Source organism: Burkholderia sp. Ac-20392 (assembly GCF_017104585.1).
In the GTDB taxonomy this organism is placed as follows: domain Bacteria; phylum Pseudomonadota; class Gammaproteobacteria; order Burkholderiales; family Burkholderiaceae; genus Burkholderia; species Burkholderia lata.
This window is the reverse complement of sequence record NZ_JAAGPB010000052.1, coordinates 17662-30136: the sequence shown is the minus strand read 5'-3', so window position 1 is coordinate 30136 and position 12475 is coordinate 17662. Positions and strand designations below refer to the sequence as shown.

The window sequence follows — 12475 nt, the reverse complement described above, 5'->3', positions numbered from 1 at the left end:
GCACACGCCGATTTCGGTGCCTTTCTCGGCGGCCAGCTGCTTGAGCCGGATCGCCGCCGACAGCCCGGCGGGGCCGCCGCCGACGATCACGACGTCGTATTCCATCGATTCGCGCGGGCCGTATTGCTCGATGAGGCTTGCGGGGGTCATTGGCGTTCCTCTAACCGTTAGAATGCTTTTATTCGGGAGCGTATTGTCTGCGAAACGAAACGCTTGCCGCAACAGCATGCGGCTAGATTAGCACGATCGTTCTATTTTCGTGCTAGGGTAATGCCGTTCGGGCCGTACTGTCCGTGGCGGCGAAACGACATCGAAAGGGGAAGTGCAAATGGGTCGGTCGATCAATCTGGAAGGCAAGGTTGCGCTGGTCACGGGCGCGTCGAGCGGCCTCGGGCAGCGCTTTGCGCAGGTGCTGTCGCAGGCCGGTGCGAAGGTCGTGCTCGCGAGCCGTCGCGTCGAGCGCCTGAAGGAGCTGCGTGCCGAGATCGAGGCGGCGGGCGGTGCCGCGCACGTCGTGTCGCTCGACGTCACCGACGTCCAGAGCATCAAGGCGGCGGTCGCGCACGCGGAGACGGAAGCCGGTACGATCGACATCCTCGTGAACAATTCGGGCGTGTCGACGATGCAGAAGCTCGTCGACGTGACGCCGGCCGATTTCGAGTTCGTATTCGACACCAACACGCGCGGCGCATTTTTCGTCGCGCAGGAAGTCGCGAAGCGGATGATCATGCGCGCGAACGGAAGCGGCAACGGCAAGCCGCCGTGCCGGATCATCAACATCGCGTCGGTGGCCGGGCTGCGCGTGTTTCCGCAGATCGGCCTGTACGCGATGAGCAAGGCGGCGGTCGTGCAGATGACGCGCGCGATGGCGCTCGAGTGGGGGCGCCACGGGATCAACGTCAACGCGATCTGTCCGGGCTATATCGATACCGAAATCAATCATTACCTGTGGGAAACCGAGCAGGGCCAGAAGCTGCAGTCGATGCTGCCGCGCCGGCGCGTCGGCAAGCCGCAGGATCTCGACGGGCTGTTGTTGCTGCTCGCGGCCGACGAGTCGCAGTTCATCAATGGCTCGATTATCTCCGCCGACGACGGCTTCGGCCTCGCCTGAGCGGATGACATTCAGCAACAAAGAAGACTGCAATGAGTGATTATTCCCCCGTTTTTGAAATGTCGATGCCGATCCGCTGGGGCGACATGGACGCGTTCGGCCATGTGAACAACACGGTCTATTTCCGCTACATGGAGCAGGCACGGATCTCGTGGTTCGAGGAGCTCGGCATCGCCGGCGGCAACGGCGAGGGGCAGGGGCCCGTCATCGTCACGGCGTCGATGGAGTTTCTCAAGCAGCTGCACTATCCGGGCGACGTGATCGCGAGGATGTCGGCTGCGAAACCCGGCCGTAGCAGCTTCGACACGGGTTTCGAGCTGACGCGCGCCGACGATCCGCAGCATGTCTATGCGCGCGGCAACGCGCGCTGCGTGTGGGTCGACTACGCACTCGGCAAGTCGGTGCCGCTGCCCCAGTTGCTGCGCGACACGATCGAGCGCGCGCTCGCGGCGAAGGTCGGCTGAGCATCGAGTCGGCGAGGCCGGGCCGGCGCAAGGTCGCCGGCGGTGCGCCATGCCCGTTGTTTCCCGAATCGGCCGCCATGTGCGGCCGATTGTCATCCGGGCGCCGTCATTTAATGTCCGAGCAGGCGCTGCAGCAGCTCGGGCGTATTGTTGGTCCCGTACTTGCGCATCAGCCGTGCGCGGTAGATGTCGACCGTGCGCGAACTGATGTCGAGCACGCGCCCGATCTGCTTGCTGGTCTTGCCGGTCGCGAGTTGCGCGGCGATCTCGCGCTCGCGCGGGGTCAGTTCGACAGCGACGCGACGCGTCGCGCTCAAATCCTCGAAGGTCCACACGCCCGCCGCAAGCGGCGCGGTGCGGTCGATTGCGCGGCCGGTGACGTGGCACCAGAACAGCTCGCCGTCCGCCCGTTTCATGATTCTGTCATCCGAGTAGATGCCGTTCGCGGCCATCACGCGCGCGATACGCTCGCCGATTCGCTGGAATTCGTCCGTCGACGGGTAGAGCACCTCGTACGATTTTCCGATCAGGTCGGCCCGCGCGCAGCGAAAGATCGACGCGAGCGCGTCGTTGCAGTCCTCGATCACGCGGTCGCGCGACAGGACGAGGCCGAGCGGCGCGAGGAGGAAGGCAGTCTGGTAATCGAGAGCGGGCATGGCGCAGGCAAGCGGAGGCAAACGCTTATGTATTTTTGCGTATTGTGCCGCATCCGCGCCGCATCGTACCCTTTCAGGCATCTCGTGGCGGTTTGCCGCGGTATAAAAACAGCGCGCCTCGACGCAGGCATCGCCGTGCATGCATAGAATGATGCGGCGGGCTTGCGAGCCACGTGGGCGCGTGAACCGGTTTCGCTGGTTTCCATAGAGGAAGGGACAACTGATGAACAAAGTCTATCCAAGCGCGGCTGCCGCGCTGGAAGGGATCGTCCGCGACGGGCAAACCTTCGCGGTGGGCGGCTTCGGCCTGTGCGGGATTCCGGAGGCGCTGATCGCGGCGTTGCGCGATACGGCCGTCAAGGGCATCACCTGCATCAGCAACAACGCGGGCGTCGACGGTTTCGGCCTCGGTCTGCTGCTGGAAACGCGCCAGATCAAGAAGATGATCTCGTCGTACGTCGGCGAGAACAAGGAGTTCGAGCGCCAGTACCTGGCCGGCGAACTCGAACTCGAATTCACGCCGCAAGGCACGCTCGCCGAAAAGCTGCGTGCGGGCGGTGCGGGCATCCCGGCGTTCTTCACGAACACGGGCTACGGCACCGTGATCGCGGAAGGCAAGGAAACGCGCCAGTTCGGCGATCGCCACTACGTGCTCGAGCCGTCGCTGACGGCCGATGTCGCGCTCGTGAAGGCGTGGAAGGCCGACAAGTCCGGCAACCTGGTTTTTCGCCGCACCGCGCGCAACTTCAACCCGATGTGCGCGATGGCCGGCAAGATCACCGTCGCCGAGGTCGAGGAGATCGTCGAGAACGGCGCGCTCGATCCGGACCACATCCACACGCCGGGGATTTTCGTGCAGCGCATCGTGCTGAACGCGACGCCCGAAAAACGCATCGAACAACGCGTCGTACGCGCGAAAGGAGACTGACATGGCCTGGAATCGTGACCAGATGGCCGCGCGCGCGGCGAAAGAACTGCAGGACGGTTTCTACGTGAATCTCGGCATCGGCCTGCCGACGCTCGTTGCGAACCACGTGCCGGAAGGCGTCGAGGTGTGGCTGCAGTCGGAGAACGGCCTGCTCGGCATCGGCCCGTCGCCGACCGAAGACGAAGTCGACGCCGATCTCATCAACGCCGGCAAGCAGACCGTCACGACGCTGCCGGGCTCGTCGATCTTCTCGTCGGCCGATTCGTTCGCGATGATCCGCGGCGGCCACATCAACCTGGCGATTCTCGGCGCGATGCAGGTCAGCAAGCAGGGCGACCTCGCGAACTGGATGATCCCCGGCAAGATGATCAAGGGGATGGGCGGCGCGATGGATCTCGTCGCCGGCGTGAAGCGCGTCGTCGTGCTGATGGAGCATGTCGCGAAGGGCGACCAGCACAAGATCCTCGAGGAATGCAACCTGCCGCTGACGGGCGTCGGCGTGGTCGACCTGATCATCACCGATCTCGGCGTGATCGAAGTGACGCCGTCCGGCCTGAAGGTTCTTGAACTCGCCGACGGCGTGAGCGCCGACGAGATCCAGGCAAAGACGGGCGCGCCGCTCGACATCAGCGCGGTCGCATAAGGTTCCGCGCGTCAGCGCGGCTTCGACGCCCCGCATGCCGGCCGACGGCATGCGGGGCGTTTGTCATTGCGTACGTCAGGCCGATTGTCGGGTGCCCGATGAGCGGACCCGTGCGGCTGAAGCGGTTTACAATCGTTTGCATCGGGCGTCGCAAGCGTTGCCCTGCGCGTCGCCCCCGTTCGACAGGATGCCAACGATGCCAACGACCCCAGCGAATTCCCAGGTTCCTCGCCAGCGGCGCGTGCAGTGTGCGAGCGCTGCCGGCCTTCACCACGTCGCCTATACCGAGTGGGGCGATCCCGCCAACCCGCGCGTGCTGGTCTGCGTGCATGGCCTGACCCGTTCCGGGCGCGATTTCGACCGGCTCGCGGCTGCGCTGTCCGATACGTATCGCGTCGTCTGCCCCGATGTCGTCGGGCGCGGCCAGTCGGGCTGGCTGGCTGATCCGCGGCTTTATGCGATCCCGCAATACGTGGCCGACATGGTGACGCTGATTGCGCGGCTCGATGTCGAATCGGTCGACTGGTTCGGCACGTCGATGGGCGGGTTGATCGGCATGGCGTTCGCGGGGCTGCCCGGTTCGCCGCTGCGCCGGATGATCGTCAACGACGTCGGCCCGCGCATCGAGCCCGATTCGCTGACGCGCATTGGCGAATATCTCGGCGTGCAGCCGCGCTTTGTGACCCAGCAGGAGGGCATCGACTATCTGACGTCGCTGTCGCTGCCGTTCGGTGCGCTGACCGCAGACGAGTGGCGCGAGATCAACGGGCCGCTGCTGCGCGAACTGCCTGAAGGTGGCTGGACGATTCGCTACGATCCGCGCATCGCCGAACCGTTCAAGGCGACGACGCCCGAATTGGCGGCGCTCGGCGAGGCCGCGCTGTGGCATGCGATCGAGACGACGAACGCATCGCTGCTCGTCGTGCGTGGCGAGGCGTCGGACCTGCTGTCGCGCGAAACGGTGGCCGACATGGTGCGTCGCGGCCGGCATGTGACGCATGCCGAGATTCCGGGGGCGGGCCACGCGCCGGCGTTCATCGACGCAAGCCAGATCGCCCTCGCGCGGCGGTTTTTCGTCGAAGGCGGCGCATAAACGCGTCATAATATGCGGTTCGGCGGCACGCGGGCCGTGCCGCCGCCCGATTTCTCACCCATTCACGACCGGAACATTCCATGGCAGTCATTCGTCACCACGTCGGGGCCCGTCTCTCCGAAACCGCGATCCACAACGGTACCGTGTATCTGGCCGGCCAGATCGCCGAAGACACCACGCAGGACATCAAGGGCCAGACGCGCGAAGTGCTCGGCCACATCGATCGCCTGCTCGCCGAAGCGAACAGCGACAAGGCGCATCTGCTGTCGGTGCAGATCTACATCTCGGATCTGGCGAACTTCGAAGGCATGAATGCGGAGTGGGACGCATGGGTCGCGCACGGCAACACGCCGCCGCGTGCCACCGTCGAGGCGAAGCTCGCGGATCCGGCGCTGCTCGTCGAGATCGTGGTCGTTGCTGCGCAGCGGAGCTGAACGTAACCCGACGATGATCGCATTTCGCCAGGCCGAGCAATGACCGAGTCCGTTTCCGCTTCCCCCGTCGCGGCGCCGTCGTTCGACGACGTGCTCGCGTTCGTGCGCGAGCGGGCCGGCGACGTGCGCCTGTCGTCGGGCGAGCTGCTCGCCGATCACTCGGCGGGCACGGCGTCGATCATGCGCACGCTGAACGTCGATCCGCCTGCGGTGCAGGCGGCCGCGCTGTTCGTGTTGACGCCGCACCTGAGCAACCCCGAGCGCGAACTCGCCGAGCGTTTCGGCGACGAAGTGGCGCGGCTGGTGTCCGACGTGCGCAAGCTGTTGCGACTCGGTACCGTCAGCCTGCGTGCCGCGCAGAACGCGGTGCCCGATGCGGGGCGCGACGCGGCGGAAGAGCGGCGTACGCAGATCGAGGCGCTGCGCAAGATGTTGCTTGCGTTTGCGCAAGACATCCGCGTGGTGCTGATCCGGCTCGCGTCGCGCTTGCAGTCGCTGCGCTACTACGCGGCCGCGAAGATCGACCCGCCGCCCGACGTCGCGCGCGAGACGCTCGAGATCTACGCGCCGCTCGCGAACCGTCTCGGCATCTGGCAATTGAAGTGGGAGCTCGAGGATCTCGCGTTCCGCTTCGAGGATCCCGTCACCTACAAGCGGATCGCGAAGCTGCTCGACGAGAAGCGCATCGAGCGCGAAGCGTACGTCACGCAGGCGATCGACCGCTTGCAGCAGGAACTGGCGGACGCGCACATCCAGGCGGACGTGAGCGGCCGGCCGAAGCATATCTATAGCATCTGGCGCAAGATGCGCGGCAAGGAGCTCGACTTCTCCGAGCTGTACGACGTGCGCGCGTTTCGCGTGATCGTGCCGGACATCAAGGATTGCTACGCGGTGCTCGGCATCGTGCATCACCTGTGGCAGCCGGTGCCGAAGGAATTCGACGACTACATCTCGCGGCCGAAGCCGAACGGCTACAAGTCGCTGCACACGGTCGTGATCGGCGACGACGGCCGCGCGTTCGAAGTGCAGATCCGCACGCAGGAGATGCACCGTTTCGCCGAGTACGGCGTCGCCGCGCACTGGCGCTACAAGGAAGCCGGCGCGCGCGGCTACGGCGGCCAGTTCTCGGCGAGCGACAAGTACGACGAGAAGATTGCCTGGCTGCGCCAGCTGCTCGCGTGGAAGGACGACGTCGAGGACGGCGCGGAAAAGTCGGGTGACAAGGCGTGGGCGCAATTGCGCGAGACGTCGCTCGACGACGACCACATCTACGTGCTGACGCCGCAGGCGCGCGTGATCGCGTTGCCGCAGGGCGCGACGCCGGTCGATTTTGCGTACCACCTGCACAGCGAACTGGGTCATCGCTGCCGTGGTGCGCGCGTCGACGGCGCGATGGTGCCGCTCAATACGCCGCTCGCCAACGGCCAGACGGTCGAGATCGTCGCGGTGAAGGAGGGCGGGCCGTCGCGCGACTGGTTGAATCTGCAGCTCGGCTATATGAAGAGCCCGCGCGCGCGTCAGAAGGTGCGTGCGTGGTTCAACTCGATCGAGCAGGAAGAAAACGTCTCGCATGGCCGCGCGCTCGTCGAAAAGACGTTGCAACGCGAGGGCAAGACGTCGGTCAACCTGGATAACCTCGCCGCGAAGCTCGGCTTCAAGTCGCCCGAGGAACTGTTCTCGGTCGTCGGCAAGGAAGAGTTCAGCCTGCGCAATGTCGAGCACGCGCTGTCCGATGCGCCGCCGCCCGAACCGGCGCCCGAGGCGCCGGCCGATTTCGAGAAGCGCAGCAGCGGCGCCAGCGTCGCGCACGGCGCGTCAACCGGCGTGCTGGTCGTGGGCGTCGACGCACTGCTGACCCAACTCGCGCGCTGCTGCCGTCCGGCGCCGCCCGATCCGATCAGCGGTTTCGTCACGCGCGGCAAGGGGATGTCGATCCACCGCACCGATTGCCCGACGTTCCGACGGATGGTCGAGCGCGCGCCGGAGCGCGTGCTGCAGACGACCTGGTCGGCCGACGTGCTCGGCGGGCGCGGTGCGTCTGTCTATCCGGTCGACCTGATGATCGAGGCGAGCGATCGGCAAGGGTTGCTGCGCGACATCTCCGAAGTGTTCGCGCGCGAGAAGATGAATGTGGTGGGCGTGAAGACGCAGAGCCGCCGCAATGCGGCATTCATGCAGTTCACGGTCGAGGTGTCGAACTCGGCGCAGGTGCAGCGTGCGTGCACGTTGCTCGGCGAGGTACAGGGCGTCGTGCGGGCGGGGCGGAAGGCGTGATGTGGGGTTCGAACACCGTTATTTTGCTGCGACCGCATAAAAATACTTGCCAAGCGGGTAACGGCTCCATATAATCTTAGCTTCACTAGGCTCGTAGCTCAGCTGGTTAGAGCACCACCTTGACATGGTGGGGGTCGTTGGTTCGAGTCCAATCGAGCCTACCAACGAATTGAGAATGCCCGGCTTCCGGGTGTTCGATGCAGCAAATAACTCAACGCGAACAAGGCGAATACGGTTATGACACCGCGAACGTTGACCGAAACCTTTTCGGAGCGACGCTAGTCGAGGAACCCTTTCGCCCTTTCAGTTTGAGTGAAGTATCGAATGCGGCCCCTCGAAAGCGGGGCCGCATTTTTTTTGTCGCGAAATTTTCCCGCGTGATTTTTATATCGCGTACCTGGTCTGCCGCCCACTGTCGGCATCACGGAGATTGCTATGGTTTCGATACGCTTGCCTGACGGCTCAGTTCGACAATACGAGCATCCGGTGACAGTTGCCGAGGTTGCAGCCTCGATCGGTCCCGGCCTTGCGAAGGCTGCGCTTGGTGGCAAGCTCGATGGCGAGCTCGTCGATACGTCGGCCGTGATCGACCGCGACGCGTCGCTCGCGATCGTGACCGACAAGGACGCCGACGGCCTCGACATCATCCGTCACTCGACGGCGCACTTGCTCGCGTACGCGGTGAAGGAACTGTATCCGGACGCGCAGGTGACGATCGGCCCGGTGATCGACAACGGCTTCTATTACGACTTCTCGTACAACCGCCCGTTTACGCCCGAAGATCTGGAGAAGATCGAAAAGCGCATGCAGGAGCTCGTGAAGAAGGACGAGCCCGTGACGCGCCGTGTCGTGTCGCGTGACGAAGCGGCGGGCTACTTCCGCAGCATCGGCGAGAAGTACAAGGCCGAGATCATCGAATCGATTCCGCAAAGCGACGAAATCAAGCTGTATTCGCACGGCGGCTTTACCGATCTGTGCCGTGGCCCGCACGTGCCGTCCACCGGCAAACTGAAGGTCTTCAAGCTGATGAAGGTCGCGGGTGCGTACTGGCGCGGCGATTCGAAGAACGAGCAGCTGCAGCGTATCTATGGCACGGCCTGGACGAAGAAGGAAGACCAGGATCAGTACCTGCACATGCTCGAGGAAGCGGAAAAGCGCGACCACCGCAAGCTCGGCAAGCAGCTCGACCTGTTCCACATGCAGGAAGAGTCGCCGGGCATGGTGTTCTGGCATCCGAAGGGCTGGGCGCTGTGGCAGCAGGTCGAACAGTACATGCGCCGCCGCGTGAACGAAGCCGGCTACCTCGAGATCAAGACGCCGATGATCATGGACCGTTCGCTGTGGGAAGCGTCGGGCCACTGGCAGAACTACCGCGAGAACATGTTCACGACGGAGTCGGAGAAGCGCGACTACGCGATCAAGCCGATGAACTGCCCGGGCCACGTCCAGGTGTTCAAGCACGGCCTGCGTTCGTACCGCGACCTGCCGCTGCGTTACGCGGAATTCGGTTCGTGCCACCGCAACGAGGCATCGGGCGCGCTGCACGGCCTGATGCGCGTGCGCGGCTTCGTGCAGGACGATGCGCACATCTTCTGTACGGAAGACCAGTTCATCTCGGAATCGATCGCCTTCAACACGCTGGCAATGAGCGTGTACAAGGACTTCGGTTTCGATCACATCGACATCAAGCTGTCGCTGCGCCCGGAGCAACGCGCGGGTACGGACGAAACGTGGGATCGCGCCGAGCAGGGCTTGCGCGACGCGCTGACGGCCTGCGGCCTGACGTGGGAAGAGCTGCCGGGTGAGGGTGCGTTTTACGGTCCGAAGATCGAGTACCACATCAAGGATGCGCTCGGCCGTTCGTGGCAGTGCGGCACGCTGCAGCTCGACATGGTGCTGCCGGAGCGTCTCGGCGCCGAGTATGTCGCGGATGACAGCAGCCGCCGTCGCCCGGTGATGCTGCACCGTGCAATCGTCGGTTCGATGGAGCGTTTCCTTGGCATTTTGATCGAGCACCATGCTGGTGCGATGCCGTCCTGGCTCGCGCCGTTCCAGGCAGTTGTGCTCAATATCGCCGAAAGTCAGGCCGAATATGCGCAATCTCTGGCCCAATCGTTGCAAAAACAAGGGGTTAGAGTGACGGCCGATTTGCGCAATGAGAAGATTAGCTATAAAATACGCGAGCACACGCTGGAAAAGGTGCCTTATCTCCTCGTCGTGGGGGATAAGGAGCGTGATGCGCAAACGGTAGCCGTGCGTGCCCGTGGCGGCGTCGATCTTGGCGTGATGCCGGTCGAAGCCTTCGTTGAGCGTCTGCAGGAAGACCTGCGCTCGTTCAAGTAACCGCCCTGGCAGCGCGGCTCGTTTTTTTAATTTTTAGAGGAAACGTAACATCGCTACTGATAAGTCGTCGCATCGCATCAACGGTGAAATCACTGCGCCGGAAGTGCGTCTGGTCGGGATCGAGAACGAACCGCTCGGTATCGTAAAACTCGCTGATGCTTTCCGTAAATCGGAAGAACTGGATGTTGACCTGGTGGAAATCGCGCCGCAAGCGGTTCCCCCGGTTTGCCGTCTGATGGATTACGGCAAGTTCAAGTACCAGGAATCGAAGAAGCAGCACGAAGCGAAGCTGAAGCAGAAGGTCATCCAGGTCAAGGAAGTCAAGTTCCGCCCGGGTACCGATGACGGGGATTACAACGTCAAGCTCCGCAATCTCGTGCGCTTCCTCGAAGAGGGCGACAAGACGAAGATCACGTTGCGTTTCCGCGGCCGTGAAATGGCTCACCAGGAAATCGGTATGCGGATGCTTGAGCGTCTGCGCACGGATCTCGAGGAAGTCGGCCAGGTTGAGCAGATGCCGAAGATGGAAGGGCGCCAGATGATCATGGTGCTCTCGCCGAAGAAAAAGAAGTAACGGGCCCGCGCGCTTCGCGCGCAGGTTCGCAGTGGTTCGGCGCGTTGCCCGGTCAGGGCGGCGTGCCAACAATGACGGCGGCTGCGCAAGCGGTTCGCCGTACACAAGTGGACTGGGTTTCGAAGGGCGGGTCAAGGGCGCAAGCCAACCGCACACCCATCGCCATCTAATAAACTGGAGTTGTTCGTCATGCCTAAGATGAAGACCAAGAAGAGTGCTGCAAAGCGCTTCGTGGTGCGTCCGGGCGGTACCGTCAAGCGCGGTCAAGCCTTCAAGCGTCACATCCTGACCAAGAAAACCACGAAGAACAAGCGTCACCTGCGCGGCGCAACGGCAGTTCATGATTCCGATCTGAACTCCGTCCGCGCGATGCTGCCGTTCGCGTAACCCCTAACTGATACTCTAAGGAGAGAAACATGCCTCGAGTCAAACGTGGGGTAACCGCACGGGCCCGCCACAAGAAGATCATCAACCTGGCCAAGGGTTATCGCGGCCGCCGCAATAACGTCTACCGCATCGCCAAGCAGGCGGTGATGCGCGCTGGTCAGTACGCGTACCGCGATCGCCGCAACAAGAAGCGTGTGTTCCGCGCACTGTGGATCACGCGTATCAACGCGGCAGTTCGCCAGCACGACATGACCTACAGCGTGTTCATCAACGGCCTGAAGAAGGCGTCGATCGAACTCGACCGTAAGGTTCTGGCCGACATGGCGGTGTTCGACAAGGCTGCTTTTGCTGCGATCGTCAAGCAGGTGAAAGCCGCCGTTGCAGCCTAATTGAGAAATTAGCACTGCGTGGTTAGTTGCAGCGAGGTTCCGGTAGTCTCGGCCGCTGCAGCGAAAACGGGGCTCTTCCGAGCCCCTTTTTTGTTTGGTGGGCGATTTCGCTCGCCAAGACCGAATGACGTTGGAAATGATGGGATCTATGGATCTGGACCAGATTGTCGCCGACGCGCAGCAGTCCTTCGAACAGGCTGCCGACATCACCACGCTCGAAAACGAGAAAGCACGATTTCTCGGCAAATCGGGTGCGCTGACCGAGTTGCTGAAGGGCCTCGGCAAGCTCGATCCCGAAGCACGCAAGACCGAAGGCGCACGCATCAACGTCGCGAAGCAGCAGGTTGAAGCTGCGCTGACCGCACGCCGTCAGGCACTGGCCGACGCGTTGCTGAATCAGCGCCTCACTGCCGAAGCGATCGACGTGACGTTGCCGGGTCGCGGCGCCGGTGCAGGCAGCCTGCATCCCGTGATGCGCACGTGGGAGCGTGTCGAACAGATTTTCGGCTCGATCGGCTTCGATGTGGCCGACGGCCCCGAAATCGAGACCGACTGGTACAACTTCACGTCGCTGAACAGCCCGGAGAACCATCCGGCGCGTTCGATGCAGGACACCTTCTACGTCGAAGGCAAGGACGCCGACGGCCGCCAGCTGCTGCTGCGCACGCACACGAGCCCGATGCAGGTGCGTTACGCGCGCATGAACCGTCCGCCGATCAAGGTGATCGCGCCGGGCCGCACGTATCGCGTCGACAGCGATGCGACCCACTCGCCGATGTTCAATCAGGTCGAGGGGCTGTGGATCGACGAAAACATCAGCTTCGCCGACCTCAAGGGCGTCTATACCGACTTCCTGAAAAAATTCTTCGAGCGCGACGACATCCTCGTGCGCTTCCGTCCGTCGTATTTCCCGTTCACGGAACCGTCGGCCGAGATCGACATGATGTTCGAGCAAGGCAAGAACGCCGGCAAGTGGCTCGAGATCTCCGGTTCGGGGCAGGTGCATCCGACCGTGATTCGCAACATGGGCCTCGATCCCGAGCGCTACATCGGCTTTGCGTTCGGCAGCGGCCTTGAGCGCCTGACGATGCTGCGTTACGGCGTCCAGGATCTCCGGCTGTTCTTCGAGAACGACCTGCGTTTCCTGCGCCAGTTCGCGTAACGCCGCGCGCCGCGCCG

General features: G+C 63.3%; 14 protein-coding genes and 1 tRNA gene. 13 read left to right on the top strand and 2 right to left on the bottom strand.

Annotated features, from left to right (window positions below):
• Positions 1-222 (bottom strand): FAD-binding protein (locus tag G3N99_RS10085; RefSeq protein ID WP_226111393.1); only part of this gene is annotated, 222 nt, incomplete at its 3' end.
• A gap of 106 nt (positions 223-328) precedes the next feature.
• Between G3N99_RS10085 and G3N99_RS10080 the strand changes: the two genes are divergently transcribed.
• Together G3N99_RS10080 and G3N99_RS10075 are read left to right on the top strand one after the other, a co-directional pair.
• Positions 329-1111, top strand: coding sequence for an SDR family oxidoreductase (locus tag G3N99_RS10080; protein ID WP_011351770.1), 783 nt, complete (start codon positions 329-331; stop codon positions 1109-1111).
• A 32-nt stretch (positions 1112-1143) separates the two neighbouring features.
• Complete coding sequence (locus tag G3N99_RS10075; protein WP_011351771.1) at positions 1144-1575, top strand: thioesterase family protein; 432 nt, start codon at positions 1144-1146, stop codon at positions 1573-1575.
• Between the two features lie 110 nt (positions 1576-1685).
• On the opposite strand, the gene G3N99_RS10070 is transcribed toward G3N99_RS10075, so the two are convergent.
• Positions 1686-2231 carry a LuxR C-terminal-related transcriptional regulator gene (locus G3N99_RS10070; RefSeq protein ID WP_174935223.1) on the bottom strand — a complete coding sequence of 182 codons (546 nt, stop codon included), beginning with the start codon at positions 2229-2231 and terminating at the stop codon, positions 1686-1688.
• A gap of 223 nt (positions 2232-2454) precedes the next feature.
• Between G3N99_RS10070 and G3N99_RS10065 the strand changes: the two genes are divergently transcribed.
• The 11 genes from G3N99_RS10065 (at position 2455) to pheS (ending at position 12458) form a co-directional block, all read left to right on the top strand.
• Positions 2455-3159, top strand: coding sequence for a CoA transferase subunit A (locus G3N99_RS10065; protein ID WP_174934479.1), 705 nt, complete (start codon positions 2455-2457; stop codon positions 3157-3159).
• 1 nt (position 3160) lies between these two features.
• Positions 3161-3802, top strand: coding sequence for a CoA transferase subunit B (locus tag G3N99_RS10060; RefSeq protein ID WP_011351774.1), 642 nt, complete (start codon positions 3161-3163; stop codon positions 3800-3802).
• A gap of 196 nt (positions 3803-3998) precedes the next feature.
• Entirely contained in the window at positions 3999-4895 is an 897-nt protein-coding gene (locus G3N99_RS10055) for an alpha/beta hydrolase (RefSeq protein ID WP_206122302.1), read from the top strand.
• Positions 4896-4975: 80 nt separating this feature from the next.
• Positions 4976-5329, top strand: a complete 354-nt coding sequence (locus tag G3N99_RS10050) for a RidA family protein (protein WP_011351776.1) — start codon at positions 4976-4978, stop codon at positions 5327-5329.
• A 39-nt stretch (positions 5330-5368) separates the two neighbouring features.
• On the top strand, positions 5369-7603 hold the full coding sequence (locus G3N99_RS10045; RefSeq protein WP_206122301.1) for a bifunctional (p)ppGpp synthetase/guanosine-3',5'-bis(diphosphate) 3'-pyrophosphohydrolase: 2235 nt from the start codon (positions 5369-5371) through the stop codon (positions 7601-7603).
• 87 nt (positions 7604-7690) lie between these two features.
• A tRNA-Val gene (locus G3N99_RS10040) sits at positions 7691-7767 on the top strand.
• A gap of 271 nt (positions 7768-8038) precedes the next feature.
• On the top strand, positions 8039-9946 hold the full coding sequence (gene thrS / locus G3N99_RS10035) for a threonine--tRNA ligase (protein WP_174934471.1): 1908 nt from the start codon (positions 8039-8041) through the stop codon (positions 9944-9946).
• Positions 9947-9995: 49 nt separating this feature from the next.
• Positions 9996-10520, top strand: a complete 525-nt coding sequence (gene infC, locus G3N99_RS10030) for a translation initiation factor IF-3 (RefSeq protein ID WP_071734130.1) — start codon at positions 9996-9998, stop codon at positions 10518-10520.
• Positions 10521-10709: 189 nt separating this feature from the next.
• A complete protein-coding gene (rpmI, locus tag G3N99_RS10025; protein WP_004191477.1) occupies positions 10710-10907 on the top strand; it encodes a 50S ribosomal protein L35 in 198 nt (65 codons plus the stop codon).
• A gap of 29 nt (positions 10908-10936) precedes the next feature.
• Complete coding sequence (gene rplT, locus G3N99_RS10020) at positions 10937-11296, top strand: 50S ribosomal protein L20 (protein WP_004192938.1); 360 nt, start codon at positions 10937-10939, stop codon at positions 11294-11296.
• Between the two features lie 148 nt (positions 11297-11444).
• Entirely contained in the window at positions 11445-12458 is a 1014-nt protein-coding gene (gene pheS, locus G3N99_RS10015; protein WP_006486107.1) for a phenylalanine--tRNA ligase subunit alpha, read from the top strand.
• Positions 12459-12475: the final 17 nt, after the last annotated feature.